Here is a 23,990-nt window from a genome sequence, read left to right as displayed (position 1 = left end):
CGAATTCTCTTTCGGCTCTTGTTATCCAGACGGCCTTCATGTATAGGCTCGCCATCGAATTGGGAAGCCGTAGGTCTAGCCGACTGCGGCTTCATTTACGTCTTTGGCTCCGCTGTCGCAATGCGTTGCGACAAATGGCCCCCGGAACAAGCAGGAAGAGTGTCATGAAGGCTGATATCCATCCCGACTACCACGTCATCAAGGTCGTCATGACCGATGGCACCGAGTACGAAACCCGCTCGACCTGGGGTTCGGAAGGCGCCACGATGAACCTCGAAATCGATCCGAAGTCGCACCCGGCCTGGACCGGCGGCAACCAGCAGATGCTGGACCGCGGCGGCCGCGTTTCCAAGTTCAAGAAGCGCTTCGAAGGCCTCGGCCTCTAATCTGCCTTTCGCAGACGGTTTTGAAGAACCCGGCTTCGGCCGGGTTTTTTGTTGCCTGCTGTTCGGCGCTGCTCCTCACCTGCCTGCCGGCATCCTCTCCCCGCAAGCGGGGCGAGGAGGGCAGGGCGCACCGTTTCCTGCATTCTCAGGCTGGAGAAGAGCGGCGCAACATCCCCTTCTCCCCGCTTGCGGGGAGAAGGTCCCGGCAGGGGGAGGAGGGGCAGCAACACGCAATACAGCCAACAAAAAACCCGGCCGAAGCCGGGTTATCGTGCGTTCACCTGCGTCGCCTTCAGCTGTTGCCGAAGGCCGTCTGCAGCAGGTTGAGCTGGGCCTGGACGCTGTTCTGGTTGTCCGGCTGGAAGGTCTGGACATCCTCAGGGCGGTAGATTTCGCGGTCGAGCAGGGCGATGCGGTTCTGCAGGCGAAGCGAGCGCTCGATCAGGTCGCGGAAGGCTTCGGGCAGGTCGTTCCAGCCGGGAGCGGTCTTGTCGACGTTGAAGCTGTCGAGGCGGACCTTGCTCTTCTCCGACAGGACCTGGTCGCGGCTCATCTCGCCATTGTTGACCGCGCGCTGGAGCAACAGCCATGAGGCCATCTGCATCAGGCGTGTCGTTAGGCGCATCGACTCGGCCGCATACAGCACCGAGGCCATCCGCGGCAGGACCTTGGAAGCCTGGCGACCGACACCGTCAAGATAGCTCGCCGTTTCTTCGACGAGACCCATGCCCTCGGCATAGATGGACTTGAATTGTGCGGACGACGCCACATGGCCAGCGAAGCTGACGGTATTCAATCCTCTTTCGGACATGGTTCTTTCCCTGTTGAACGCATCACTTGCAGGTAACGGCAGGTCGGACGCTGGTGTTCCAGCTCTTCGTTCCATGGCGTAAGGATGATCTCTTAGCCTACTTCGCGCAAGGGTATTCTTAAGAAAGGGTTAATCTCCACAATTGTTTCCGGACACTTTGCGGCGGCTTTGCGGCAAACAAAAAAAGAGCCGCGAAAAGCGGCTCTCAAGGTAAAACAGGGAGAAAATCAGACCGATTCGCCAAGCGGTGAAAATGTCTGAACCCGGAAGGACCGGATGTGCAAGTAATAGGCTGTAAGGCTTAATGGCCGGTTAACTTTATTGCAGCTTTGCCGATAACTGTGCCTTTTCGGCCAGTGTGCGACGATTGGTGCCTAGCGGAACAGGTTTTCGGCCGCCGAACGGCTGGCACCCTTCTTCTGCCGCTCCGCTTCCATCCGGGTGATTTCCTGCTTCAGCAGGTCGATTCTCGCCGTCAGCTCATCCACCGAAAGCAGCGACAGGTCGCTGCCGATCTCATGCGCGATCTTTTTCTTGGGGCGGTCGTCGTCGAAGAGGCTCATGCGGTCTGCTCCTCCTGGGGCGCGTCGGCGCCGGCCTGCACCGGCGGCAGGGCGCGCGGCGACAGCTGCAGGCTCTCCGGCGTGGTCATCGTGCCGGGGTTGATGGTGGTGTAGGCGTCGCGCATGTCCGCCGGTAGGGCGGCGCGGCGGCGGCTGCGCAGGATCGCATAGGCGGTGATCAGGATATGGGCGCAGCAGGTGACGGCGAAGAGGGCATAGGGCCCGACGGCCGACATGATCGGGCCGCCGATGGTCGGGCCGATGATTGTGCCGACGCCATAAAGCAGGAGCAGGCCGCCGGAGACCTTCACGAAATCCTCGGCGCTGGCAAAGTCGTTGGCGTGCGAGACGGCGATGGGATAGAGCGCGTTTGCCATGGCGCCGTAAAGTGCCGTCAGCACAAGCAGGAGCGTGACGGAGGCCGGCTGGAAGACGAAGATGGCGAACCCTGCGCCGGCGGCGATCGCCGAGAGCACGGCGAGCACGATGCGACGGTCGACGCGATCGGAAATGCGGCCGGCCGGCAGCTGCATGATCGCACCGGCGAAGATGGCCACGCTCATCATGATGGCGATGGTGCCGGACGTCAGGCCCGCATTGGCGCCGAAGACCGCGCCGAGCGTGCCGAAGGCCCCGTTGGCGATGCCGATCAGCACGATGCCGACGCAGGCGATGGGCGAGGTGCGGTACAGGGCGGGGATATCGAGTCTGACCTGCTTCAGCGGCTGCGGCGATGCGGCGGTGGAGAGCGTCGTCGGCAGCATCGCCAGGCAGTAGAGGATGCCGGCGAACATGAAGAGCATCGGCGTGGTGACGTCGCCGAGCGCGACCGTCATCTGGCCGCCCACGGTGCCGACCAAAGTGATGGCGATGTAGAGGGAGAAGATGAGGCCGCGGCTCTCGTTCGTGGCGCGCTCGTTCAGCCAGCTCTCGATGATCATCGACGTGCCGGCAATCGAAAAGCCGGTAACGGCGCGTAGCGCGATCCACCAGACGGGATCGACGAGCATGCCGGTCAGCAGCGCGATGATGGCGATGAGCGAGGCGAAGCCAGAAAAGGCGCGCACATGGCCGATGCGTTTCACCACCGTCGGCGCCAGCAGGCAGCCCAGCACGAAGCCCGTTGCCCATGACGTACCCAGGAGGCCGAGCATGGTCGTCTCATATCCCTCGAAAGCACCACGCATCGGCAGGAGCAGGCCGTGCAGGCCGTTGCCGAGGAAGAGGAACAGGGTGCCCATCAGAAGCGAGAAGACGGATATGAGGTTTTTTCGCATGAGCTCTTCACAAATTCATCGATAGCAAAGCAATAGCGCACCTGTTGCTGATTGCCAGATGCAAAGACGGCGGCGGGGCGAATTTGACCCTACCGGCTGATCGCTTGGAAAAGTGTCTGAGGTGTGACAGGAAGGGACAAGAAAGGCCGCCATGTCGAAAATCCTGCCAGCACTTCTCCTCGCCGTCATGCTGCTTCATGTCATCCGGCCGCTCGGCCTGCCGGGGCTGCGTCGGCGTGCGGATTTCTGGAAGATCGCGGTGGGCGCCATCGCCCTGATGATGCTGACGGTTCTCATCCGCCCCTGAAACGCAAAAGGGCCACCCGAAGGTGGCCCCCATGAGGTTTGGTCCGGTGCGGACCCGAGCCTTGCGGCTCGAAGGAAGGCGGGATCAGAACGAGGGCTGCCTCGTTTCGTTCACCACAATTCCCATGCCCGAAGCCAAGACCGAAATCTCATTAGACATTGGATCACCTTCCTTTCTGTTCGTTGACGATAACAGCAATGTAGGTGATCCGGCGCGCGACACAAGCCCTTCTCGTTATTTCTGCTGATTGAGGACGTCGACGCCCGGAAGCGGCTTGCCTTCCATCCATTCCAGGAACGCCCCGCCGGCCGTCGAGACATAGGTGAAGTCGTCGGCGACGCCGGCATGGTTGAGGGCAGCCACGGTATCGCCGCCACCGGCGACGGAAACGAGCTTGCCTTCCCTGGTGCGGGCGGCGGCATGTTTGGCGGCTGCCACCGTGGCGGTGTCGAAGGGGGCGATCTCGAAGGCGCCGAGCGGCCCGTTCCAGACCAGCGTCGAGGCGCGCGAAATCCAGGCATTGACGGCTTCGATGGTCTTCGGGCCGACGTCGAGCATCATCGCGTCCGCCGGGATCGCGCTGACATCGACGACCTCGTTTTCGGCATTGGCCTTGAATTCGCGGGCGACGACGCCGTCTTCGGGCAGCACGATGGCGCAGCCGGCGCCCGCCGCCTCGATCATGATCTGCCTGGCGGTGTCGGCGAGGTCATGCTCGCAAAGCGACTTGCCGACATCCGTGCCGCGGGCGGCGAGGAAGGTGTTCGCCATGCCGCCGCCGATGACCAGCGCGTCGACCTTCTTCACGAGGTTCATGAGCAGGTCGATCTTGGTGGAGACCTTCGCGCCGCCGACGATGGCGACGACGGGCCGGTTCGGATTGCCGAGACCCTTTTCGAGCGCTTCCAGTTCGGCCTGCATGGTGCGGCCGGCATAGGCGGGCAGAAGATGGGCGAGGCCCTCGGTCGAGGAATGGGCGCGATGCGCGGCGGAGAAGGCGTCGTTGACATAGATGTCGCCATTGGCGGCGAGGGCGGCGGTGAAGTCCGGGTTGTTCTTCTCCTCGCCCTTGTGGAAGCGGGTGTTTTCCAGAAGCAGGATGCCGCCGTTGCCGAGCGCTGTGATGGCGGATGCAGCGGCGTCACCGATGCAGTCGGATGCGAAGGCGACGGTCGTGCCTAGAACCTCGTTCACCGCCGGCAGGATCTGCTTGAGCGACATGTCGGCGACCACCTCGCCCTTCGGGCGGCCGAAATGCGCCAGCAGGATGACCTTCGCGCCCTTCTTCGACAGTTCGAGGATGGTGGGCGCGACGCGCTCGATGCGAGTGGCATCGGTGACCTTGCCGTCCTTGACCGGCACGTTGAGATCGACGCGGACGAGCACGCGCTTGCCGGCGATGTCGGTGAGGTTGTCGAGGGTCTTGAAGGTCATGGGAGGGCTCCCGTCAGAGTCTTGCGAATAGGGTGGGATAGTCGGTCACGAGGCCGTCTTCATCGACAGGCAATTCCGCTTGGAAGGTCCGGTCATCGGCCTGGTAGAGGTAACGTCGTGCCGGGTCGAGGCACGTGTAGTTCTGCCCGTCCGGAAACGGAGAAAACGTGTCGAACGGCACATAGACCATTTTCAGCCGCACTGTTCCGGCTTCGGGTGCAAGCCCCAGCCGGCGGATCGGCAGGGTATTGGTGAAGGGCGTTCCCGCCAGATCGATATCGATGCAGCCGTCGAAGGCCGCAAGCGGTTCGCCGCTCTCGCTTCGCCACCGGCCTTCGCCGTCAGAGGTCATCGCGACGCCGCTACCGTCCGTCTCTTCCACGCGAAAGGAACGCACGCGCCAGCCGGCGTCGAGATCGATACGATAGTGCACGCCATAGAGACGCCCGTCGCCGCGGTCGCCGATAACGGCGCTTTCGGCGCGGATGCCGCCTTCGAAGGCACGCACGGTCAGATGTTCCAGCCCCTCGCCCTCCAACGGACGCCAGCGGGCCGTCTTGAAGGTGAGGGGCGGAAACATGATGAGCGTCCTTAGATCAGCTTCGCGAAGGCGACAGCCGTGTCTGACATGCGGTTCGAGAAGCCCCATTCGTTATCGTACCAGGTAAGGATACGAACGAAGTTGCCTTCGAGAACCTTCGTCTGGTCGGTCGCGAAGATCGACGAGTGGCTGTCGTGGTTGAAGTCCTTCGAGACGAGCGGCTCGTCGGTGTAGCCGAGGATGCCCTTCAGCTTGCCGTTGGAGGCAGCCTTGATGGCTTCGTTGATCTCGGCGGCCGTCGTGTCGCGCTTGGCGACGAACTTGAAGTCGACGACGGAGACGTTCGGCGTGGGAACGCGGATCGAGGTGCCGTCGAGCTTGCCCTTGAGGTGCGGCAGGACGAGGCCGACGGCCTTTGCAGCGCCCGTCGAGGTCGGGATCATCGAAAGGGCGGCAGCGCGGGCGCGGTACAGATCCTTGTGCATCTGGTCGAGCGACGGCTGGTCGTTGGTGTAGGAGTGGATGGTCGTCATGAAGCCATGGTCGATGCCGACGAGGTCGTCGATGACCTTCACGACGGGCACGAGGCAGTTCGTCGTGCACGAGGCGTTGGAGATGACGAGGTGATCCTTCGTCAGCTGGTCATCGTTGACGCCGTAGACGACGGTCAGGTCGGCGCCATCGGCCGGAGCCGAGACGATGACGCGCTTGGCGCCGGCCGTCAGGTGAGCGGCGGCCTTGTCGCGGGCGGTGAAGATGCCCGTGCATTCCATGGCGATGTCGACGCCCATGGCGCCGTGTGGCAACGTTGCCGGGTCCTTGATGGCGGTAACCTTGATCGGCTTGCCGCCGCCAACGGTGATCGTGTCGCCGTCGACCTTCACTTCAGCCGGGAAACGGCCATGGATGGAATCGTAGCGCAGAAGGTGTGCGTTGGTCTCGACCGGGCCCAGATCGTTGATCGCCACGACCTCGATGTCGGTGCGGCCGGATTCGACGATGGCGCGCAGGATGTTGCGGCCGATGCGGCCGAAGCCGTTGATGGCAACTTTCACAGTCATTTGGGGTCTCTCCCTATGGATAAACGTTTTGGCGGTGAGAGGCGCGGCGGGGCCGCGCCCTCGGGCACTCAGCCGAGCTTGGCTTCCGCGGCGGCGACGACAGCTTCCGGCGTGATGCCGAAATGCTTGTAGAGCTCCTTGTAGGGGCCCGATGCGCCGAAGGAGGACATGCCGATGAAGGTGCCGTCCGAACCGATGAAGTAATCCCAGCCCTGGCGGATGCCGGCTTCGACGGCGATCTTGACCGGCGAATTGCCGATGACGGCCTTCTGGTAGGCTTCCGGCTGCTCGGCGAAGAGCTCGAAGCAGGGAACGGAGACGACGCGGGTCGAGATGCCCTTGGCCGTGAGCGCCTGCTCGGCCTTCACCGCGATCTCGACTTCCGAGCCGGATGCGAAGATCGTCACCTGGGCGTCGCTGGCCGACACGAGGTCATAGGCGCCGCGCGCGCAGAGGTTTTCCTCTTCGTATTCCAGGCGGACCGGCATCAGGTTCTGGCGGGTCAGCGCCAGGCCCGACGGGCGGTTGTGGCTTTCAAGCGCCAGCTGCCAGCACTCCGCCGTTTCCGTGGCATCGGCCGGACGGAACATCAGCAGGTTCGGAATGGCGCGCAGTGCCGCCATCTGCTCGACCGGCTGGTGCGTCGGGCCGTCTTCACCCAGACCGATGGAATCGTGGGTCAGGACGTGGATGACGCGGATGCCCATCAGCGCGGCGAGGCGGATCGACGGACGGCAATAGTCCGAGAAGATCAGGAAGCCGCCGGAATAGGGGATCAGGCCGCCATGCAGCGCGATACCGTTCATGGCCGCGGCCATGCCGTGCTCGCGGATGCCGTAGTGGATGTAACGGCCCGAGAAATCGGTCGGGGTGATCGACTTGGTCTGGCTCGTCTTGGTGTTGTTCGAGCCGGTCAGGTCGGCCGAGCCGCCGATCGTTTCCGGGAGAACGCCGTTGATGACTTCGAGCGCATCTTCGGAAGCCTTGCGGGTCGCCGGGTTCGGCTTCGTTTCGGCGAGCTTCTTCTTGTAGGCGGCGATTGCGGAATCGAGGCTGCCTTCGAGCTCGCCGGCAAAGCGGCGGACGAACTGGGCCTTCTTTTCGGCATCCGTCTTTTCGAGACGGGCTTCCCACTCCTTGTGCGCCTTGGCGGAGCGGAGGCCGGCGAGACGCCAAGCGTCGAGCACGTCGGAGGGAACCACGAAGGCTTCCGCTTCCCAGTTCAGCGCCTTGCGGGCGGCGGCGATTTCTTCCGCGCCGAGCGGCGAACCGTGCACCTTGTGCGTGCCGGCCTTGTTGGGGGCGCCGAAACCGATGGTCGTCTTGCAGGCGATCATCGTGGGCTTGTCGGACTTGTGGGCTTCCTCGATGGCGGCGGCAATCGCGTCCGGATCATGGCCGTCGACCGCGATCGTGTGCCACTGGCTTGCACGGAAGCGGGCGTGCTGGTCGGTCGAGTCGGCCATGGAGATCGGGCCGTCGATCGAGATGTTGTTGTCGTCCCAGAACACGATCAGCTTGTTGAGCTTCAGGTGGCCTGCGAGGGAGATTGCTTCCTGGCTGATACCTTCCATGAGGCAGCCGTCACCGACGAGCGCGTAGGTGTAGTGCTCCATCAGGTCCGAGCCGAACTCGTCGCGCAGCTTGCGCTCGGCGATCGCCATGCCGACGGCATTGGCAATGCCCTGGCCGAGCGGGCCGGTCGTCGTTTCGATGCCGGCGGCGTGGCCGTATTCCGGGTGGCCGGCGGTTTTGGCGCCGAGCTGGCGGAAGTTCTTGATCTCGTCGATCGTGATGTCCTCGTAGCCCGTCAGATAGAGCAGCGAATAGAGGAGCATCGAGCCGTGGCCGGCCGACAGGACGAAACGGTCGCGGTTCGGCCAGTGCGGGGTCTTCGGATCGAAGGAGAGAAAGCGGGTGAAAAGAACCGTTGCGATGTCTGCTGCGCCCATGGGAAGGCCGGGGTGGCCGGAGTTCGCCTTTTCCACGGCATCCATGGAAAGGAAGCGAATTGCGTTCGCCATCCGGTCGTGTTTTTCGCGAGAGATCATGACTGTTCCGTATTCTTCGGGGTGTCAGGGCCGGTGTCCCTGAGGGGCGCCGGTTGGAAGCGGCTGACACATAGCAGGTGCACCGTCTAAGTCAACGAATTCGGCGGTTCCTGCGGCCTTTGAGCGCCGAATCCGCCGGGTTTTTTGGCGTTTTCGGGCGAGGTGGAATGCCACCATGCACCATAGGTCGCGAAGCTGATCCACAGCGGCTTTCCGGCGGGTGCGCCCGCGCTGTTGACGCTCTGCCCCGCAGTTGAATACTGTCAATGCGTGGGAACCGGCGCCGGCGGCGGCGATTCGTGTTTTTTGAGAGTGCCGGTGAAGGCTTTATGACACACGGGGAAACAGTCAGGGCTGCAATCGAGGAGCTTCGCAAGGCGCTTGGCAGTCTCGAGAATGCGCTCGACATGCGCTTTGACCGTGAACGGGAACACGGTGAGGTGGAAGGCGAAGTGCGGCGTGTCAATGCCGACCGTTCGCGGCTTGCCCAGGAGCTGGACCAGTCCGAATTCCGCGCCAACCGGCTGGAAGAGGTCAACCGCGAGGTATCTCGCCGTCTCGTCACGGCGATGGAAACCATCCGCGCCGTTCTCGACCGATAGGCGCAACAGAAAGAATCCGCATGGCTCAGGTAACCGTTCAGATCGATGGCAAGGCCTATCGCATGGCATGCGAGGAGGGGCAGGAGTCCCACCTGGAAGACCTCGCCGCCGGGTTCGATCGCTATGTCGGGCACCTCAAGGCGCAGTTCGGCGAGATCGGCGATCTCCGCATCACCGTCATGGCCGGCATCATGGTCATGGATGAACTGAACGACGTGACCCGCCGGCTTGAAAAGCTCGAGAAAGAAACCGAGCAACTGCGCAGCGGCCGCGAAGGCGTGCTGGTCGAGGTCTCGCGCAGCGAAGAGGCGATCGCCCAGGCGCTCGGCGAACTCACCAACCAGATCCAGGGCATGGCGGCAAAGCTCAACGGCAAGCCGCAGGTCAACTGATCCCGACGCAGTTTTTCGTTTCAGCCAGCCAACGCCTGGTCGATTGCCACTGGCGAAGACGCTGCTTTCGGCCTATATGTCATGAGCGATCTGCGCTTCCCGACAGGAACCACAATCCCTGGGGCCATACTCGATCCAACGGGAGCTGTCCCTGACCAGGCTCGTGGGCCTGGACATATGGCGCCCACCTACGTTTGTAGGCACCCAGGATCGTAAATCTCCATCGGTCGCCGCGGATCGCACCTCTCTGTTTTGTCGGCATGCACTGTGCGACCGGCGCGCGTTCAGCCGCAGGAAGCGACCGGCGTGAAGATCTTGCGCAGCTGGGAAAGCGGCGCGGCACCGGGATTGACTTCCTGGTAAACCTCGTTGTCGAACCAGGTGTCGGATGTGCCGATCTCGATGGCGCTGTCCGCCCACCACGGCTTGAAGACGCCGCTGATCAGCTTCATTTTCACTTCACTTGCGCTGACGCTTTCCACCAGCCAGCATCCGTCTCCTTCTCCCTCTTCCGCGCCGGGCAGGAAGCTGTTCGTCTTGGAATCCCAATGCTGGGTTTGCCGCACGAAAAGCCCGGGCTTGAATACCGTGTCGGCATGGGCTGCCGATGATCCGCAAAGGATGAGAGCAAGCGCGAGTGCGCAAGGAGACGGTGTCATCGGTTTCATGAAAACCCCTTCATGCCATGGCTAGTCTGTCTCCACCTATGGCACGAGCCGCCAAAGTCAAAGCCGAAAGCAGCCTGGTCCCGCACATGAAAAAGGCCGCCCGTTGGGCGGCCTTTTGATAACATCGGCTTGAAGGTTCTCGCTTACGCGGCTGCCTTCAGTTCCTTGTCGATCATGGCACGCAGCCCGCCGAGGTCCTTTGCAAAGGCGCGGATGCCTTCGGACAGCTTGTCGGTGGCCATGGCGTCTTCGTTCAGCATCCAGCGGAAGGTCTTCTCGTCGATCTTGATCGGCGAGACCTTGGCTGCCTTTTCCGGCGAAAGCTTGCGCTCCAGCGTGCCTTCGGCGGCGTCCAGCTCCTCGAGCAGGGCCGGGCTGATCGTCAGGCGATCGCAGCCGGCCAGCGCCTCGATTTCACCGGTGTTGCGGAAGGAGGCGCCCATGACGATCGTGTTGATGCCGTTGGACTTGTAATAGTCGTAGATCGAGCGGACCGACAGCACGCCCGGATCTTCTTCGGCCGTGAAGGTCTTGCCCGATGCCTTGACGTGCCAGTCGAGGATACGGCCGACGAAGGGCGAGATGAGGAACGCGCCGGCATCGGCGCAGGCGATCGCTTGGGCCTTGTTGAAGAGCAGCGTCAGGTTGCAGTCGATGCCGTCCTTCTGGAGAACTTCCGCCGCGCGGATGCCTTCCCAGGTGGAGGCAAGCTTGATGAGGATGCGGTCACGGGTGATGCCGCGTGCTTCATAGGCCTTGATGATCTCGCGACCCTTGGCGATCGAGGCTTCGGTGTCGAAGGAAAGGTCTGCATCGACTTCGGTCGAAACACGGCCGGGGACGAGCTCGGCCAGTGCTGCGCCGACGGAAATGGCGAGGCGGTCGGCAACGGCCGCCACGACGCCTTCACGGTTTCCGCCCTGGGACTGGCCCCAGCGGATCGCTTCTGCGACCGTGTCGGCAAACATCGGCGTGCCGAGCGCCTTGAGGACGATCGTGGGATTGGTGGTGCAATCGACCGGCTTCAGGCGGCGCACGGCTTCGATGTCGCCGGTGTCTGCCACGACGGTCGTCATCGCGCGGAGTTGTTCAAGCTTGGACGTCATATCCGAAATCCCGAAATGGTTGTTGCTGGGCGGCGTTCCAGCGGAACGCCAAACCCTCCTCCATGTTCCTCGTCGGCAAACGCGTGCGGCGACAGTGCTTCCTTTTCCGTCGCCGCGCGTGCCCGCACAACCAATCCGCCGACGGAGTGCCGCCAGCCGATATGAGCGGACTATCGTCCTTTGCGCGCAGAAAAGCAAGTACTTTTGCTGATTGTTTTGAACATATGTCGCATTTTTTGCGGGACGTGTTATGGTGCCCGCAGGCTGCCAGGCAGCACATGTAATGGCGGAAACGGGAGGCGACGTGGCACGGCTTCGGCGCGACACACATACGGCCTATTCGGAATCGGCGGCACTTCGGCTGCGCGCCGCATGGCTCTATTACAATCAAGGCCTTACCCAGAAGGATGTTGCCGAAAAGATCGGCGTCAGCCGCTCGACGGTCATCCGCATGCTCGACGAAGCGCTGAAGCGCTCGGAAGTTCAGATCTGGATCAACGAGGGCATCGCCGACTGCGTGGAACTGGCCGTGCGGCTCGAAAAGGCCTACGGGCTCGACGAGGCCGTGGTGGTGCCGGCGGCCGACAGCGCGGAGGCGACGGCCAAGAGCGTGGGGCTGGCGCTCGGGCAGTTCCTGACCGAGGCGATTCCCGACGACTGCACGGTCGGCGTCGGCTGGGGCCGGACGCTGACGGCGTCGCTCGCCAGTTTCCGCCCGGCGCGCCGCGAGCGCGTCAAGGTCGTCTCGCTGCTCGGCGGCGTGGTGGAGGCGCACCACATCAACCCGATCGAATACACCTGGCAGCTCGCGAGCCAGCTCGGAGCGGAATGCTATCTGTTCCTCGCGCCGCTGCTCGTGGATTCACGCGAGACCAAACGGAGCCTCATCGAGAAATGCGGCCTGAAGACCCTCTTCGACCTTGCGGAGAACATGGACATCGCCGTCGTCAGCTGCGGCGATATCGGCCCGCGCTCCAGCTCGCTGTCGCGCGACTTCATCGCCCGGCATGAGCTGGAGGAACTGGTCGCGGCAGGTTGCGTCTGCGATACGATGTGCAATTTCCTCGATGCAGAGGGGCGCACGATCGATCATCCGATCCGCGACCGGGTCATGTCGATCGATCTCGATACGGTGAAGAAGGCGCGCCACATCGTGCTCGTCTCGGGCGGCGCGCACCGGGCTCCGGCTATCCGGGCGACGATCCGGCGCGTCGGCTGCAATACGCTTATTACCGACGAAGGCGCGGCGCTCGCCATGCTGCAACTGGCCGAAGACGCGGCGGCCGCCGATATCAAATCAGGTTGAGACGCAGCGCGCGGGTGATCGCGCCCGTTATGTTGCGGGCGCCGAGCTTGTCGGTGGCGCTGCGCATCGCTTCCGCCACGCGCTGCGACGACAGGTCGGTTTCCAGCACGATATCGCTCGGGCTCCTGCCGAGGGCGGCGAGCTCGAGACATCTCTTCTCGATTTCCGTCAGTTCGGGGAAAGGGGGGCGGTCGTTCTGCGCAGGCATGCGGCCCGGTTAGCGGCTTGGCCTGCCTGCGGAAAGTTCAAACTGTCGCAATGCTTAACGCCTCTCCTCGACCCTGGTCGCGTTTGCGCCATTCCGGGACTGGGCTTCGCCGCCACGTTTGGCTCGATGAGGGATTTGCCTTTGCGCACTTCCACCTGATAAGGCACGGCAAAATGCTGGAGATACCCGTGACATCTTCCATGACGGCGAAGGAACTGAAGGCGGCGATCCGCAACGAACGGCTCGCCTTGCGCGACGCGATGACGCCGCAGGCGCGTCTCGAAGCGGGACAGGCAATGACCGACCATGCCGGCGAAAGTATCCTCTTTGCGCCGGGGGCCGTCATTTCGGGTTTCTGGCCGATTCGCTCGGAAGCGGATATCCGGCCGCTCATGGCGCAGCTGCGCGCGCGGGGCGCCAGGCTCTGTCTGCCGGTCGTGCTCGACCGGGAGACCATCGTGTTTCGGGAATGGGAACCGGATGCACCCGTGGTCAAGACGGGCTTCGGGACGACCGGGCCGGGGCCGGAGGCCGCCGTGCTCGAACCCGATATTCTCCTCGTGCCGCTTTCGGCGTTCGACAGGGCGGGCAACCGCATCGGCTATGGCGCCGGTCACTATGACCGCGCCATCGACCGGCTGAAGGCGAAAGGGCGGACACCGAAACTGATCGGCATTGCGTTCGACTGCCAGGAAGTGGCATCAGTACCGGCGGAACCGCACGACGTCCCTCTCGACGCCATTCTCACGGAGAGCGGTCTCCGCACGGTCCAACAGGTTTCTTAAGGCAGTTCGATGCGTTTTCTCTTTCTGGGCGACATGGTGGGCAAGACCGGGCGGACGGCCGTCTGGGAGCGCCTGCCGGGATTGATCAGCGATTTCAAGCTGGATTTCGTCGTCGTCAACGGGGAGAACGCGGCCGGCGGCTTCGGTATCACCGAGGATATCTTCCTCAGCACCATCGATGCCGGCGCCGACGTGGTGACGACCGGCAACCATGTCTGGGACCAGAAGGAGGCGGTGGGCTTTGCGGGCCGGCACGACCAGTTCCTGCGACCCGCCAATTATCCCGCCGGCACGCCCGGACGCGGCGCGAACCTGTTCATCGCCCGCAACGGTGCGCGCGTGCTCGTCGCCAACATCATGGGGCGCGTCTTCATGCATCCCGAGCTGGACGATCCCTTCACGGCAGGTGAGGCGATCCTCGCATCCTGCCCGCTCGGCGAGCAGGCGGACGCCATCATTTTCGATTTCCATGCGGAAGCGACGAGCGAGAAGCAGTGCTTCGGCCATTTTGTTGATGGCCGCGCCAGCGTCGTCGTCGGCACACATACCCATGTGCCGACCGCAGATTGCCAGATCCTGAACGGCGGTACGGGTTATCTCTCGGATGCCGGCATGTGCGGCGACTACGATTCATCGCTCGGCATGGAAAAGGAAGAACCGTTGAACCGGTTCATTTCGAAGATGCCGAAGGGACGGTTCGAGGCCGCGTCCGGCCCGGCCACGATCTGTGGCCTCGCCGTCGAAATCTCTGATCGCACCGGCCTTGCCGAGAAGATCGCACCGCTTCGCCTGGGGCCGCGCCTCAGCGAAACGGTGCCGAGCTTCTGGTGACGTCAGATCATGCGGCGCAGCTGATCGGCTGAACCTTCGTTGAAGCGCAGATGCGCCTTCACGCCGACATCCGGCTCTTCCTCCGGATTGAAGTTCGCCTTGGCGATCTCCCAGCCGAATTTCAGCTTGCTGCCGGTCGAAGCCCAGATCTCGGCATCGTCCATTTCCAGCGCGAGCATGGTTAGCTTCGGGTCGCTCTTGCCGTGGTCGAACCACGCCTCGACGATGGAGCTCCAGTATTCGTCGATCTTCACCGGATCCTTTCGCACGCTCAGGCGGCCAGCGACGCAGGCATGATAATCGTGATCCTTGCCCACGACGCAGAAATGCGCATGTGCGCCCGGTGTCAGCGCCTTGACGATCTCCGCATCCGTCCGGGTGAAGAACCAGATCGTCGCGGTCTGGCGGTCGAGCTGCGGCGACATCGGCTGCATGTGCATGTGCGCGCCTTCTATGCCGAGCATGCCCGCATGGATCTTGTCGATCTCGTCGAAGAGCTGTTCTTTCGGATTTTCGCGCGCACGGGTGATGTTGGACATGGTGTTCCTCGCAATCGTTGGTTTGTTCCCGCAGAAAACGTGAGGTCCCCGGCGAAGGTTCCGCTCAACGGATTGTGATCGCGCTCCCGGCATCGCGGCCTCGACCTGCGGAAGCGTCGGGCGCATAGTCGCGCCGACCAATGAACGGAGCAGCTCATGCCGCATCTCCTGCTCATTCCGTTGATCGTGGCCGCCGTGTACCTCCTGGCGCCGCGCCCATCCCTTGCCCAGACGGAGACGCCACCGGTCAGCCAGTGCCAGATGATCGCGCGCGCCTTGCCGTCCGTCACCTTCGCGAGCTTCTCAGCCGATCCGGTGCTGAAGGTGCAGGCCAAGGCGGATGAGGAGGTGCGCATCACCTATGTCGGCCATTCGACCTTCTTCATCGAGACGCCCGCAGGCGTGCGGATCGCCACCGATTATAACGGCTGGTATGCGCCGCCGGCCTTGCCGGATGTGGTGACGATGAACAAGGCGCATTCCAGTCACTACACGCTGAACCCGGATCCCGGGATCGACCACGTCCTGCACGGCTGGGACGAGACGTCGGAGAATGGTGCCGACCACGATGTCGTCGTCGGCGATGCCTATATCCGCAATGTGCCGACCGATATCCGGGGCTGGGGCGGCGCGATGGAACCGAACGGCAATTCCATCTTCATCTTCGAGGTCGCGGGCCTGTGCATCGGCCATCTCGGCCACCTGCATCATGAACTGACGGAAAAGCAGTATGCCGAGATCGGCCGGCTCGACGTTCTCATGGTGCCGGTCGATGGCGGCTTGACCATGGGCGCGGAAAGCATGAGCCGCGTCGTGCAGCGGCTTCGTTCGGCGCTCATTCTGCCCATGCACCGCCGCGGGCCGCCGATCAGCCAGTTCCTCTCGATGTTCGGCAGCGGCTTCGATGCCGTGACCGACGATGACGCCACCGTCACGGTCTCCATCCGCAGCTTGCCGAAACGGCCGACGATTCATATTCTCTCCGGCGTCTGATGCCGGAGTAGACCCGCATGCGTCTTGTTCTTGCCCTGCCTGCACTGCTGCTTTCGTCGGCTCTTGCCTTCGCAAGCGGTGCGCCGACACCCGTCGGTCCTGCGGGTGATGCCGGCAAGCCCCGCCAGACGGAAACGAAGCCGGCGGAAAAGCTGCCGACGCGCGCCTTGGGCGTGGCGGAACATTTCGTCATGCCCTCCGGCAATATCGGCTGCACCTACATTCCCGAGGGCGGGACCGATGTCTATCAGCCGCCCGACGGCGGGCCGGAACTTTCCTGCGATCGTATCGAGCCGAAATATCTGCGTGCGACCCTCGGGCGCGGCGGCAAGGCGACCGTCTTGTCGGATCCCGGCCATCAGGGCTGCTGCAGCGCGGACCGCACCATCGCCTATGGCGACGTGTGGCGCGGCGGCCCGTTCACCTGCTACTCGCAGCGCACGGGGCTGACCTGCGAGCGCGCCGACGGGCATTCCTTCCTGCTCAGCCGGGCCCATGTGCGCGCCGACTGAACCGCCCTCGCTTTGTTCCGTGGCCCTGCTGGACGTGCGGCGGCAATGAAATTATAAGGCGGCATTCCGAAAATCGGGGCGGCAGGCCGGCGCGATACAGCGCCCTTGTGCTCCAGCGTACAGACCGGCGACCGAAACGACGGGCGCCAAACGAGACAGGGGTGCCATGGCTGGCCATTCACAGTTCAAGAATATCATGCACCGCAAGGGTCGGCAGGACGCCGTGCGGTCGAAAATGTTTTCCAAGCTCGCCCGTGAAATCACGGTTGCGGCCAAGACGGGCCTGCCCGACCCGGCGATGAACGCCCGCCTGCGTCTGGCGATCCAGAACGCTAAGGCGCAGTCCATGCCGAAGGACAATATCGAGCGCGCCATCAAGAAGGCGTCGGGCGCCGACAGCGAGAACTACGAAGAAGTCCGCTACGAAGGTTATGGCCCGGGCGGCGTCGCCGTCATCGTCGAGGCGCTGACGGACAACCGCAACCGCACGGCTTCCTCCGTCCGCTCGACCTTCTCCAAGGCCGGCGGCGCGCTGGGTGAAACCGGTTCGGTTTCCTTCTCCTTCGACCGCGTCGGCGAAATCACCTACAAGCTTTCCGTCGGTGATGCCGACGCCGTCATGGAAGCCGCCATCGAGGCCGGCGCCGAGGATGTGACGACGGACGAGGACGGCCACACGATCATCTGCGGTTTCGAGGATATCGGCGACGTCTCCAAGGCGCTGGAAGACAAGCTCGGCGAAGCCGAGACCGTCAAGGCGATCTGGAAGCCGCAGAACACGGTGCCGGTCGATGAGGAAAAGGCGCAGTCGCTGATGAAGCTCATCGACACGCTGGAAGACGATGACGACGTGCAGAACGTCTATTCGAACTTCGAAGTCTCCGACGAGGTCATGGCCAAGCTTTCGGCCTGATTGGATCCTCGATCTCTTCCGTCGCATCGGGCCGGGCCCGAGAATGGCGTAGGGAGTGATTGCGAACAGCAAAAAGGCCGGGGATTTTGTCCCCGGCCTTTTGTTATGCTGCTTCGGCCAATTCCCGCTGTGCCTGCGCAAACAGCCGTACCGATTTCAGCCGCGCGTCCATGTCGTAGATCGGCATGGATATGATGAGTTCGTCGGCCTTGGTGAGATCGAGGAAACCGGCGATGCGCCGGCGGATTTTTTCCGGGCTGCCGACGACGGCATATTGCAGCGTATGCTCGACATTGATGTGCTCCTGCTCGCTCCAGAAGCCGTCCATGCTGTCCACCGGTGCCGGGAAGGCGCCAGGCGTGCCGCGGCGCAGGCGCACGAAGGATTGCTGCATGGACGTGAAGAGGTAGTTGGCTTCCGCATCCGTATCGGCAGCGGCTCCCATTACACCCACCATGGCATGAGGCTTGTCGAGATACTGCGACGGCTCGAAGCGCTCACGGTAGATTTCAAGCGCCGAGAGCAGCATGTCGGGTGCGAAATGCGAGGCGAAGGCGAAGGGCAGGCCGAGCATGCCGGCGAGATGCGCCGAATAATGGCTGGAGCCCAGCAGCCAGACAGGCACGTTGCTGCCCACACCGGGAATGGCGATGACCTTCTGCTCCGGGCTGATCGGCCCCATGAGCTGCATCAGCTCGACAACATCCTGCGGAAAATTGTTGGAACTCGTTTCGAGATTGCGCCGCAGCGCCTGTGCGGTGCGCATGTCAGTTCCCGGCGCACGGCCGAGGCCAAGGTCGATACGGTCGGGGAAGAGGGCCGCAAGCGTGCCGAACTGTTCGGCGATGACCAGCGGCGAATGGTTCGGCAGCATGATGCCGCCGGAGCCCACGCGGATCTTCTCGGTACCTGCGGCAACGTGTTGGATGACGAGCGCGGTGGCGGCGCTGGCGATGCCGCGCATGCCGTGATGCTCCGCAAGCCAGAAGCGCTTGTAACCCTGCGCTTCGGCTTCCTGCGCGAGGCGTCGGGAACTGGCCAGCGATTGGGCGACGGTGCCGCCTTCGATGACCGGTGAAAGGTCGAGGATGGAGAAGGGCACCATGATGCAGCCTCATGTAAGGGAATTTGATCGTCCTCCCATGTAGGTTCAGTTTCCTGAAATCCAAGCGACGCTTTCCGAGTTTATGACGACGGCTTGAATGTTTTTGTTTTGTTCACATTTGACTGGCAGGGTCCGTCCGAGAGGATTAGGATTCACCCATGCAGGAAACGATTCGCATCATCGGCATCGATCCGGGGCTTCGCCGCACCGGATGGGGCATCATTGAGTCACTCGGCAATTCGCTGCGCTTTGTTGCGTCCGGAACCGTGACCTCCGATGGCGACATGGACCTCGCCTCACGCCTCTGTCAGTTGCATGATGGACTTGCTGACATCATACACAGTCACCAGCCGCACGAAGCCGCCGTCGAGCAGACCTTCGTCAACAAGGATGCGGTGGCAACGCTGAAACTTGGCCAGGCCCGCGGCATCGCCATGCTGGTGCCGGCGCGTGCCGGCCTGCGCGTCGCCGAATACGCCCCCAATGCAGTCAAGAAGGCGGTGATCGGAGTCGGTCATGGCGAGAAACAGCAGATCCACATGATGCTGAAGGTCCTGATACCCAAGGCAACCTTCGTGGGCAACGATGCCGCCGACGCACTGGCCATCGCCATCTGCCACGCGCACAATCGCCAAGGCCTTTCCGGCCGCCTCGCCAAGCTCGTCGGCTGATTTGTTCTTGACTTGTTCCCATGCGGGAGCTAAGTAATACCGAAGAGGTATTACCATGCGTGTGACGGAAAAAGGTCAGGTGACCATCCCCAAGGAGATCCGCGATCGATTGAATATCGGTCCGGGATCGGAGGTGGATTTCGTGGCGGACGACAAGGGCGCGCGGCTGATCGTCGTCGCTGGTGGCAAGAGTGCGGAGCCGGACGATTTCGAGGCCTGGCTGAAGAGTCGAAGCGGTATCTTCGATACCGGCGGCATGACGACCGACGAATATATGGAATGGCTCCGTGGACCCCGCGATGACCTCGGTTCTGATTGATACGAACATCATCATCGATGTCTTTGGGCTCGAAACGCCGTTCAAGGACTGGTCGTCGCGCACCATTCTCGCGCTCAAGCCGGATGTTCAGTTCGTCCTCTCTCCCATCGTCTGGGCGGAGCTTGCCGGGATGATGGCGAGCGAGGACGCCCTTGCGCAGACGCTTTCACGGCTCAACCCGGTGCGCGAGGCGTTGCCGTTTTCCGCCGCCTACCAGGCGGGGCTGGCGCATCAACGCTATCGGCGAGCCGGCGGGCTGCGCGAGCGCACGCTTCCCGATTTCCTGATCGGTGCGCACGCCGCGGTGCGGGCCCATCGGCTTCTCACGCGCGATGCCGCCCGTTACCGCAGCTATTTCCCGGCGCTCGACATCATCTCTCCCGAAACCCATCCCTGACGGATCCTTCCATGATCGGCAAACTCAAAGGCACCATCGACGAGATCGGAGAGGATCATGTGGTTCTCGACGTGCACGGGGTGGGCTATGTCGCCCATTGCTCGGCGCGCACGCTCGGCAAGCTCGGTTCGGCCGGCGAGGCGGCTGTCCTGTTCATCGAGACCTATGTGCGCGAGGACCAGTTCCGGCTGTTCGGCTTCCTGACGGCGCTGGAGCGGGAATGGTTCCGGCTGTTGCAGAGCGTGCAGGGCGTCGGCTCCAAAGTCGCGCTCGCCGTTCTCTCCACGCTTACGCCGGGCGAACTGGCCAATGCCATCGCGCTGCAGGACAAGACGGCGGTGTCGCGTGCGCCGGGTGTCGGGCCGAAGGTGGCCGTACGCATCATGACGGAACTGCGCAACAAGGCGCCGGCCTTTTCCGGCGAGGCCGGCGCTGCGATCGGGCTCAAACAGGAGCTCGGCGAAGGCGTCGCCTCCGCGCCCGTCTCCGATGCCGTCTCGGCGCTCACCAATCTCGGCTACTCGCGCGACCAGGCCGCCAATGCCATCGCGGCCGCGCTGAAGAACGGCGGGGAGGGCGCCGACAGCGCCAAGCTCATCCGTCTCGGCCTGAAGGAATTGTCGCGGTGATGCGGTTGCCTTCCGCCGTGGACAATGGGATTAGGGCGCGATGAGCGACGAAAACAGACTGCTTTCGCCGGACAAGCGCGGCGAGGACATCGACACGGCCCTGAGGCCGCAAACGCTGGACGACTTCACCGGCCAGGCGGAGGCGCGCGCCAACCTCAAGATTTTCATCGAGGCGGCGAAGAACCGCGGCGAAGCGCTCGACCATGTGCTGTTCGTCGGCCCGCCCGGCCTCGGCAAGACCACGCTTGCCCAGATCATGGCGAAGGAACTCGGCGTCAATTTCCGCTCGACCTCCGGCCCTGTCATCGCCAAGGCTGGCGACCTTGCGGCGCTACTCACCAATCTCGAGGAGCGCGACGTGCTCTTCATCGATGAAATCCACCGCCTCAACCCGGCCGTCGAGGAAATCCTCTATCCGGCCATGGAGGATTTCCAGCTCGACCTCATCATAGGCGAAGGCCCGGCGGCGCGTTCGGTGAAGATCGACCTGTCGAAGTTCACCCTCGTGGCTGCGACCACGCGCCTCGGCCTCCTGACGACGCCGCTGCGTGACCGTTTCGGCATTCCAGTGCGGCTCAATTTCTACACGGTCGAGGAACTGGAATCGATCGTGCGCCGCGGCGCCCGGCTGATGGGGCTCGGCATGACGGATGATGGCGCGCGCGAAATCGCGCGTCGTGCCCGCGGGACCCCGCGTATCGCGGGCCGGCTTTTGCGGCGCGTGCGCGATTTCGCCGAGGTCGCACGCGCGGAGGCCGTCACGCAGACTATCGCCGACGAGGCGCTGACGCGGCTTCTGGTCGACAATATGGGCCTCGACCAGCTCGACCGGCGCTATCTGTCGATGATCGCGCATAATTTCGGCGGCGGGCCTGTCGGCATCGAGACGATCGCGGCGGGGCTCTCCGAGCCACGCGACGCCATCGAGGATATCATCGAGCCCTACATGATCCAGCAGGGCTTCATTCAGCGCACGCCGCGCGGGCGGGTTCTGACGGCGAATGCCTGGAAGCATATGGGCCTCACACCGCCGAAGGATCTGGAAGCCACGCAGTTCCGGCTGGGGCTGGAGGATGAGTGAGCCGGGTCGCCACATGATCCGCATCGAACGCAAGCCGCAGCTTTTCAATTTTCGCGTGGCGGGCCTGATTTTTCGCGACGGTTACGTTCTTGCGCAGCGCGCGGTGAAGGACGATTACTGGGCGCTGCCCGGCGGGCGCGCCGAGATCGGCGAAAGCTCGGAGGAGACGATCCTGCGGGAAATGCGCGAAGAACTTCATAGGGACGTGCGTATCGAGCGCCTTCTATGGACGGTCGAGAGCTTCTTCACCTATGAAGGTTACGCCGCGCACGAACTCGGTTTCTATTATCTGCTGTCGCTGGACGAGGCGTTTCCCTTCCACGAGACCGACACCGTCCACCGTATCGTCGATGGTGTCGAGGTCGAGTTCCGCTGGTTGCGCGCCAACCGCGCAGCACGCGGCGATCACGTGCTGAAACCGCAATTCATTGCCGATCACCTGGATCGGCTGCCGGCCGTAGTCGAACATGTCATTCTTCGGGAAGGATTGCCGCGACAGGCCGCAAAGGAGACCGCAGCTTGACGGATACCCCTCACCACCTCTCGGGTGAATTGACCGAAACGGGTCATCGTCTCATTCAACGTGTCTATTACGAGGACACGGATTTTTCCGGCGTGGTCTATCATGCCCGCTATCTGCATTTCCTGGAGCGCGGACGCACCGACTATCTTCGCCTGCTCGGCGTCGAGCAGGGCAGTCTCGTGCTGGAGGAAGACCGCGAGGGCCTCGTCTTCGTCGTGCATCGCATGGAGATCGACTTCAAGGCGCCGGCGCGCATGGATGATATCCTGACAATCCTCACCTCCACCGAGAAGGCGGGCGGCGCCAAGATGATCCTGAAGCAGGAGATCCGTCGCGGCGAACAGCTTCTGATTGCCGCGCGCGTCATCATCGCCGTCATCAATGCGCAGGGCCGGCCGCGTCGTCTGCCGGAAGCGCTCGCTACCCGTTTCCTTGCCAGAGCGCAAGAATTGACCGGCGTGGTTTAACGGTAACGCTCCCTTAACCATAATGATGTCTTACTCGGTTGGTGAGGATTTTGTGCACTGCACGTCATCCTTTAACCAAATTTGCCGTGAAGAAGGCAGGTTGTAAGCGTTTGACCGGCATGGCGGCCGGCAGCATCAACCGGACATTCTTGACGGGCTGCGAAGCGGGTGCGGATCGAGATCCTGGCTGCGACGTGCGTTTGTGAATGCCCTAGCGGTCCCACCTCCCAGGCGGTCGCGACGGCGGAATGTTACCCGGTCGGGCTGCGATGTGCCCGTGCCGGGTATTTGGATTCGGGGACATAGGTCTATGGAACAAGTGGGTTTGGATGCCGCGCACAGTGTGACCCTCTGGGGTCTCTTCATGCAGGCCGGTTTCGTCGTAAAGCTCGTCATGCTCGGCCTGATCGCCGCGTCCGTCTGGACATGGGCGATCGTCGTCGACAAGACGGTGACATATGGGCGCGCCCGCCGGCAGCTCGACAATTTCGAGCAGGTCTTCTGGTCCGGGCAATCGCTCGAGGAGCTCTATCGCACGCTGTCCGACCGTCAGACGTCGGGCATGAGCGCCATCTTCGTGGCGGCGATGCGCGAGTGGAAGAAGAGTTTCGAGCGTGGTGCACGTTCGCCCATCGGCCTTCAGATGCGTATCGACCGGGCAATGGACGTGACGCTGTCGCGTGAATCCGAAACGCTGGAAGCGCGCCTGGGCTCGCTGGCCACCATCGGTTCGGCGGCTCCGTTCGTCGGCCTTTTCGGTACGGTTGTCGGTATCATGACGTCGTTCCAGGCCATTGCCGGTTCCAAGCAGACGAGCCTCGCAGTCGTGGCGCCCGGTATTGCTGAGGCGCTTCTGGCGACGGCAATCGGCCTTCTTGCCGCAATTCCGGCGGTTATCGCCTACAACAAGTTCTCCGCAGATGCAGGCAAACTGACCTCGCGCATGGAAGGTTTCGCCGACGAGTTTTCGGCCATCCTCTCGCGCCAGATCGACGAAAAGCTCCAGCCGCGCGCCGCAGCGCAGTGACGGCAGACTGAAACGGAGACGACGCCATGGGCATGTCAGTCGGTGCAAAGAATTCGGGTGGCGGCCGCCGCCGTCGCGGTGGTGGCAAGAAGGCCCCGATGAGCGAGATCAACGTGACGCCGTTCGTGGACGTCATGCTCGTTCTGCTCATCATCTTCATGGTCGCCGCGCCGCTCATGACGGTCGGCGTGCCGATCGACCTGCCGAAGACGCAGGCCGCGGCCCTCAATGCCGATACGCAGCCGATCACCGTTTCGGTGAAGTCGGACGGGCAGGTCTACCTGCAGGAAACGGCAATCCCGATCGACGAGATCGCCGCCAAGCTGCAGGCCGTGGCGACGACGGGTTACACCGAGCGCGTCTTCGTGCGCGGCGATGGCAATGCGCCCTATGGCGTTGTCGCCGATGTCATGTCGCGCATCCAGGCCGGTGGTTTCACCAATATCGGCCTCGTCACCGAGCAGAAACCGGATAGGTAACAGCAC

The 23,990-nt window shown here is 63.0% G+C and carries 31 protein-coding genes and 1 other RNA gene; 20 read left to right on the top strand and 12 right to left on the bottom strand.

All coding sequences use genetic code 11. From position 1 onward, the window contains the following. The first annotated feature begins 164 nt into the window (after positions 1–164). Positions 165–386, top strand: coding sequence for a 50S ribosomal protein L31 (gene rpmE, locus K6301_RS11675; protein ID WP_117370525.1), 222 nt, complete (start codon positions 165–167; stop codon positions 384–386). A 292-nt stretch (positions 387–678) separates the two neighbouring features. Here rpmE and rcdA read toward each other — a convergent pair whose 3' ends face one another. From rcdA to K6301_RS11660, 3 genes are all read right to left on the bottom strand, one after another. Continuing rightward, complete coding sequence (rcdA, locus tag K6301_RS11670; RefSeq protein WP_247217088.1) at positions 679–1,197, bottom strand: protease adaptor protein RcdA; 519 nt, start codon at positions 1,195–1,197, stop codon at positions 679–681. Between the two features lie 374 nt (positions 1,198–1,571). Further along, the gene (locus K6301_RS11665; RefSeq protein WP_247217086.1) at positions 1,572–1,760 is read right to left on the bottom strand and encodes a DUF1192 domain-containing protein; all 189 of its coding nucleotides are present in this window, start codon (positions 1,758–1,760) and stop codon (positions 1,572–1,574) included. Continuing rightward, positions 1,757–3,037, bottom strand: coding sequence for an MFS transporter (locus tag K6301_RS11660; protein ID WP_134645822.1), 1,281 nt, complete (start codon positions 3,035–3,037; stop codon positions 1,757–1,759). Before K6301_RS11660 ends, K6301_RS11665 begins: the two co-directional genes overlap by 4 nt. A 151-nt stretch (positions 3,038–3,188) precedes the next feature. Between K6301_RS11660 and K6301_RS11655 the strand changes: the two genes are divergently transcribed. Beyond that, complete coding sequence (locus tag K6301_RS11655) at positions 3,189–3,344, top strand: hypothetical protein (RefSeq protein ID WP_167718723.1); 156 nt, start codon at positions 3,189–3,191, stop codon at positions 3,342–3,344. A gap of 234 nt (positions 3,345–3,578) precedes the next feature. Here the strand turns inward: K6301_RS11655 and K6301_RS11650 are convergent, their stop codons facing one another. The 4 genes from K6301_RS11650 to tkt all read right to left on the bottom strand — a co-directional run bounded on the left by K6301_RS11650 (position 3,579) and on the right by tkt (position 8,431). Continuing rightward, positions 3,579–4,778: a phosphoglycerate kinase gene (locus tag K6301_RS11650; RefSeq protein ID WP_247217084.1), complete on the bottom strand. Its 1,200-nt coding sequence runs from the start codon at positions 4,776–4,778 to the stop codon at positions 3,579–3,581. Positions 4,779–4,791: 13 nt separating this feature from the next. Beyond that, positions 4,792–5,358, bottom strand: coding sequence for a putative glycolipid-binding domain-containing protein (locus tag K6301_RS11645; protein WP_247217082.1), 567 nt, complete (start codon positions 5,356–5,358; stop codon positions 4,792–4,794). Positions 5,359–5,369: 11 nt separating this feature from the next. Then, positions 5,370–6,380 carry a type I glyceraldehyde-3-phosphate dehydrogenase gene (gene gap, locus K6301_RS11640; RefSeq protein WP_247217080.1) on the bottom strand — a complete coding sequence of 337 codons (1,011 nt, stop codon included), beginning with the start codon at positions 6,378–6,380 and terminating at the stop codon, positions 5,370–5,372. 68 nt (positions 6,381–6,448) lie between these two features. Beyond that, positions 6,449–8,431 carry a transketolase gene (gene tkt / locus K6301_RS11635; protein WP_247217078.1) on the bottom strand — a complete coding sequence of 661 codons (1,983 nt, stop codon included), beginning with the start codon at positions 8,429–8,431 and terminating at the stop codon, positions 6,449–6,451. A 329-nt stretch (positions 8,432–8,760) separates the two neighbouring features. Here tkt and K6301_RS11630 point away from each other — a divergent pair, with 329 nt between their 5' ends. From K6301_RS11630 to ssrS, 3 genes are all read left to right on the top strand, one after another. Next, positions 8,761–9,033, top strand: coding sequence for a DUF4164 domain-containing protein (locus tag K6301_RS11630; protein WP_134645812.1), 273 nt, complete (start codon positions 8,761–8,763; stop codon positions 9,031–9,033). Positions 9,034–9,053: 20 nt separating this feature from the next. Then, positions 9,054–9,425, top strand: coding sequence for a cell division protein ZapA (locus K6301_RS11625; protein WP_247217068.1), 372 nt, complete (start codon positions 9,054–9,056; stop codon positions 9,423–9,425). Positions 9,426–9,509: 84 nt separating this feature from the next. Next, positions 9,510–9,668: non-coding RNA, 6S RNA (gene ssrS, locus K6301_RS11620), on the top strand. A gap of 41 nt (positions 9,669–9,709) precedes the next feature. On the opposite strand, the gene K6301_RS11615 is transcribed toward ssrS, so the two are convergent. Together K6301_RS11615 and tal are read right to left on the bottom strand one after the other, a co-directional pair. Beyond that, on the bottom strand, positions 9,710–10,093 hold the full coding sequence (locus K6301_RS11615; protein ID WP_247217066.1) for a hypothetical protein: 384 nt from the start codon (positions 10,091–10,093) through the stop codon (positions 9,710–9,712). Positions 10,094–10,236: 143 nt separating this feature from the next. Continuing rightward, positions 10,237–11,199: a transaldolase gene (gene tal, locus K6301_RS11610; RefSeq protein WP_247217064.1), complete on the bottom strand. Its 963-nt coding sequence runs from the start codon at positions 11,197–11,199 to the stop codon at positions 10,237–10,239. Between the two features lie 304 nt (positions 11,200–11,503). Here tal and K6301_RS11605 point away from each other — a divergent pair, with 304 nt between their 5' ends. Next, on the top strand, positions 11,504–12,505 hold the full coding sequence (locus K6301_RS11605; protein WP_160871585.1) for a sugar-binding transcriptional regulator: 1,002 nt from the start codon (positions 11,504–11,506) through the stop codon (positions 12,503–12,505). Here K6301_RS11605 and K6301_RS11600 read toward each other — a convergent pair. Further along, positions 12,492–12,713, bottom strand: coding sequence for a helix-turn-helix domain-containing protein (locus tag K6301_RS11600; protein ID WP_160871586.1), 222 nt, complete (start codon positions 12,711–12,713; stop codon positions 12,492–12,494). The two genes, K6301_RS11605 and K6301_RS11600, sit on opposite strands and share 14 nt — an antisense overlap. Before the next feature lie 200 nt (positions 12,714–12,913). On the opposite strand from K6301_RS11600, the gene K6301_RS11595 reads away from it, so the two are divergent. Both K6301_RS11595 and K6301_RS11590 read left to right on the top strand, forming a co-directional pair. Continuing rightward, positions 12,914–13,498 carry a 5-formyltetrahydrofolate cyclo-ligase gene (locus tag K6301_RS11595; RefSeq protein WP_247220585.1) on the top strand — a complete coding sequence of 195 codons (585 nt, stop codon included), beginning with the start codon at positions 12,914–12,916 and terminating at the stop codon, positions 13,496–13,498. Between the two features lie 9 nt (positions 13,499–13,507). After that, positions 13,508–14,329, top strand: a complete 822-nt coding sequence (locus tag K6301_RS11590; protein WP_160871587.1) for a TIGR00282 family metallophosphoesterase — start codon at positions 13,508–13,510, stop codon at positions 14,327–14,329. Between the two features lie 2 nt (positions 14,330–14,331). On the opposite strand, the gene K6301_RS11585 is transcribed toward K6301_RS11590, so the two are convergent. Then, positions 14,332–14,868, bottom strand: a complete 537-nt coding sequence (locus tag K6301_RS11585; RefSeq protein ID WP_247217062.1) for a pyridoxamine 5'-phosphate oxidase family protein — start codon at positions 14,866–14,868, stop codon at positions 14,332–14,334. Between the two features lie 156 nt (positions 14,869–15,024). Here K6301_RS11585 and K6301_RS11580 point away from each other — a divergent pair, with 156 nt between their 5' ends. The 3 genes from K6301_RS11580 (at position 15,025) to K6301_RS11570 (ending at position 17,286) form a co-directional block, all read left to right on the top strand. Then, entirely contained in the window at positions 15,025–15,861 is an 837-nt protein-coding gene (locus K6301_RS11580; protein WP_160871588.1) for an MBL fold metallo-hydrolase, read from the top strand. Between the two features lie 17 nt (positions 15,862–15,878). Beyond that, positions 15,879–16,373, top strand: a complete 495-nt coding sequence (locus K6301_RS11575; protein WP_247217060.1) for a hypothetical protein — start codon at positions 15,879–15,881, stop codon at positions 16,371–16,373. A 166-nt stretch (positions 16,374–16,539) separates the two neighbouring features. Continuing rightward, on the top strand, positions 16,540–17,286 hold the full coding sequence (locus K6301_RS11570) for a YebC/PmpR family DNA-binding transcriptional regulator (RefSeq protein ID WP_134645793.1): 747 nt from the start codon (positions 16,540–16,542) through the stop codon (positions 17,284–17,286). Between the two features lie 103 nt (positions 17,287–17,389). Here K6301_RS11570 and K6301_RS11565 read toward each other — a convergent pair whose 3' ends face one another. Beyond that, the gene (locus K6301_RS11565) at positions 17,390–18,391 is read right to left on the bottom strand and encodes an LLM class flavin-dependent oxidoreductase (protein WP_247217058.1); all 1,002 of its coding nucleotides are present in this window, start codon (positions 18,389–18,391) and stop codon (positions 17,390–17,392) included. A gap of 158 nt (positions 18,392–18,549) precedes the next feature. Here K6301_RS11565 and ruvC point away from each other — a divergent pair, with 158 nt between their 5' ends. The 9 genes from ruvC (at position 18,550) to tolR (ending at position 23,984) form a co-directional block, all read left to right on the top strand. Then, positions 18,550–19,062 carry a crossover junction endodeoxyribonuclease RuvC gene (gene ruvC, locus K6301_RS11560; protein WP_247217056.1) on the top strand — a complete coding sequence of 171 codons (513 nt, stop codon included), beginning with the start codon at positions 18,550–18,552 and terminating at the stop codon, positions 19,060–19,062. 55 nt (positions 19,063–19,117) lie between these two features. Then, complete coding sequence (locus tag K6301_RS11555) at positions 19,118–19,381, top strand: AbrB/MazE/SpoVT family DNA-binding domain-containing protein (RefSeq protein WP_134645786.1); 264 nt, start codon at positions 19,118–19,120, stop codon at positions 19,379–19,381. Beyond that, positions 19,362–19,778, top strand: a complete 417-nt coding sequence (locus K6301_RS11550) for a type II toxin-antitoxin system VapC family toxin (RefSeq protein ID WP_247217054.1) — start codon at positions 19,362–19,364, stop codon at positions 19,776–19,778. Before K6301_RS11555 ends, K6301_RS11550 begins: the two co-directional genes overlap by 20 nt. 11 nt (positions 19,779–19,789) lie before the next feature. Continuing rightward, entirely contained in the window at positions 19,790–20,407 is a 618-nt protein-coding gene (ruvA, locus tag K6301_RS11545; RefSeq protein WP_160871593.1) for a Holliday junction branch migration protein RuvA, read from the top strand. A gap of 40 nt (positions 20,408–20,447) precedes the next feature. After that, entirely contained in the window at positions 20,448–21,488 is a 1,041-nt protein-coding gene (ruvB, locus tag K6301_RS11540) for a Holliday junction branch migration DNA helicase RuvB (RefSeq protein WP_247217052.1), read from the top strand. Beyond that, positions 21,481–22,011 (top strand): NUDIX hydrolase, encoded by a 531-nt coding sequence (locus tag K6301_RS11535; protein ID WP_247217050.1) that lies wholly within the window; start codon positions 21,481–21,483, stop codon positions 22,009–22,011. The genes ruvB and K6301_RS11535 overlap by 8 nt, the downstream gene beginning before the upstream one ends. Continuing rightward, positions 22,008–22,478: a tol-pal system-associated acyl-CoA thioesterase gene (gene ybgC / locus K6301_RS11530; RefSeq protein WP_247217048.1), complete on the top strand. Its 471-nt coding sequence runs from the start codon at positions 22,008–22,010 to the stop codon at positions 22,476–22,478. Before K6301_RS11535 ends, ybgC begins: the two co-directional genes overlap by 4 nt. A gap of 310 nt (positions 22,479–22,788) precedes the next feature. Next, positions 22,789–23,505, top strand: a complete 717-nt coding sequence (gene tolQ / locus K6301_RS11525; RefSeq protein WP_134645776.1) for a protein TolQ — start codon at positions 22,789–22,791, stop codon at positions 23,503–23,505. 26 nt (positions 23,506–23,531) lie between these two features. After that, on the top strand, positions 23,532–23,984 hold the full coding sequence (gene tolR, locus K6301_RS11520) for a protein TolR (protein ID WP_247217046.1): 453 nt from the start codon (positions 23,532–23,534) through the stop codon (positions 23,982–23,984). Positions 23,985–23,990: the final 6 nt, after the last annotated feature.

Origin of the sequence: Shinella oryzae, assembly GCF_023038235.1 — a bacterium.
Classification (GTDB): Bacteria; Pseudomonadota; Alphaproteobacteria; order Rhizobiales; family Rhizobiaceae; genus Shinella; species Shinella sumterensis.
The sequence above is the reverse complement of the archived record's forward strand: the minus strand, read 5'-3'. Positions and strand labels throughout refer to the sequence as shown.

Bases quoted from the DNA above. Each gene is read 5' to 3' on its own strand.
- rpmE (WP_117370525.1), top strand. From the start codon at position 165: ATGAAGGCTGATATCCATCCCGACTACCACGTCATCAAGGTCGTCATG.
- rcdA (WP_247217088.1), bottom strand. From the start codon at position 1,197: ATGTCCGAAAGAGGATTGAATACCGTCAGCTTCGCTGGCCATGTGGCG.
- K6301_RS11665 (WP_247217086.1), bottom strand. From the start codon at position 1,760: ATGAGCCTCTTCGACGACGACCGCCCCAAGAAAAAGATCGCGCATGAG.
- K6301_RS11660 (WP_134645822.1), bottom strand. From the start codon at position 3,037: ATGCGAAAAAACCTCATATCCGTCTTCTCGCTTCTGATGGGCACCCTG.
- K6301_RS11655 (WP_167718723.1), top strand. From the start codon at position 3,189: ATGTCGAAAATCCTGCCAGCACTTCTCCTCGCCGTCATGCTGCTTCAT.
- K6301_RS11650 (WP_247217084.1), bottom strand. From the start codon at position 4,778: ATGACCTTCAAGACCCTCGACAACCTCACCGACATCGCCGGCAAGCGC.
- K6301_RS11645 (WP_247217082.1), bottom strand. From the start codon at position 5,358: ATGTTTCCGCCCCTCACCTTCAAGACGGCCCGCTGGCGTCCGTTGGAG.
- gap (WP_247217080.1), bottom strand. From the start codon at position 6,380: ATGACTGTGAAAGTTGCCATCAACGGCTTCGGCCGCATCGGCCGCAAC.
- tkt (WP_247217078.1), bottom strand. From the start codon at position 8,431: ATGATCTCTCGCGAAAAACACGACCGGATGGCGAACGCAATTCGCTTC.
- K6301_RS11630 (WP_134645812.1), top strand. From the start codon at position 8,761: ATGACACACGGGGAAACAGTCAGGGCTGCAATCGAGGAGCTTCGCAAG.
- K6301_RS11625 (WP_247217068.1), top strand. From the start codon at position 9,054: ATGGCTCAGGTAACCGTTCAGATCGATGGCAAGGCCTATCGCATGGCA.
- K6301_RS11615 (WP_247217066.1), bottom strand. From the start codon at position 10,093: ATGAAACCGATGACACCGTCTCCTTGCGCACTCGCGCTTGCTCTCATC.
- tal (WP_247217064.1), bottom strand. From the start codon at position 11,199: ATGACGTCCAAGCTTGAACAACTCCGCGCGATGACGACCGTCGTGGCA.
- K6301_RS11600 (WP_160871586.1), bottom strand. From the start codon at position 12,713: ATGCCTGCGCAGAACGACCGCCCCCCTTTCCCCGAACTGACGGAAATC.
- K6301_RS11595 (WP_247220585.1), top strand. From the start codon at position 12,914: ATGACGGCGAAGGAACTGAAGGCGGCGATCCGCAACGAACGGCTCGCC.
- K6301_RS11590 (WP_160871587.1), top strand. From the start codon at position 13,508: ATGCGTTTTCTCTTTCTGGGCGACATGGTGGGCAAGACCGGGCGGACG.
- K6301_RS11585 (WP_247217062.1), bottom strand. From the start codon at position 14,868: ATGTCCAACATCACCCGTGCGCGCGAAAATCCGAAAGAACAGCTCTTC.
- K6301_RS11580 (WP_160871588.1), top strand. From the start codon at position 15,025: ATGCCGCATCTCCTGCTCATTCCGTTGATCGTGGCCGCCGTGTACCTC.
- K6301_RS11575 (WP_247217060.1), top strand. From the start codon at position 15,879: ATGCGTCTTGTTCTTGCCCTGCCTGCACTGCTGCTTTCGTCGGCTCTT.
- K6301_RS11570 (WP_134645793.1), top strand. From the start codon at position 16,540: ATGGCTGGCCATTCACAGTTCAAGAATATCATGCACCGCAAGGGTCGG.
- K6301_RS11565 (WP_247217058.1), bottom strand. From the start codon at position 18,391: ATGGTGCCCTTCTCCATCCTCGACCTTTCACCGGTCATCGAAGGCGGC.
- ruvC (WP_247217056.1), top strand. From the start codon at position 18,550: ATGCAGGAAACGATTCGCATCATCGGCATCGATCCGGGGCTTCGCCGC.
- K6301_RS11555 (WP_134645786.1), top strand. From the start codon at position 19,118: ATGCGTGTGACGGAAAAAGGTCAGGTGACCATCCCCAAGGAGATCCGC.
- K6301_RS11550 (WP_247217054.1), top strand. From the start codon at position 19,362: ATGACCTCGGTTCTGATTGATACGAACATCATCATCGATGTCTTTGGG.
- ruvA (WP_160871593.1), top strand. From the start codon at position 19,790: ATGATCGGCAAACTCAAAGGCACCATCGACGAGATCGGAGAGGATCAT.
- ruvB (WP_247217052.1), top strand. From the start codon at position 20,448: ATGAGCGACGAAAACAGACTGCTTTCGCCGGACAAGCGCGGCGAGGAC.
- K6301_RS11535 (WP_247217050.1), top strand. From the start codon at position 21,481: ATGAGTGAGCCGGGTCGCCACATGATCCGCATCGAACGCAAGCCGCAG.
- tolQ (WP_134645776.1), top strand. From the start codon at position 22,789: ATGGAACAAGTGGGTTTGGATGCCGCGCACAGTGTGACCCTCTGGGGT.
- tolR (WP_247217046.1), top strand. From the start codon at position 23,532: ATGGGCATGTCAGTCGGTGCAAAGAATTCGGGTGGCGGCCGCCGCCGT.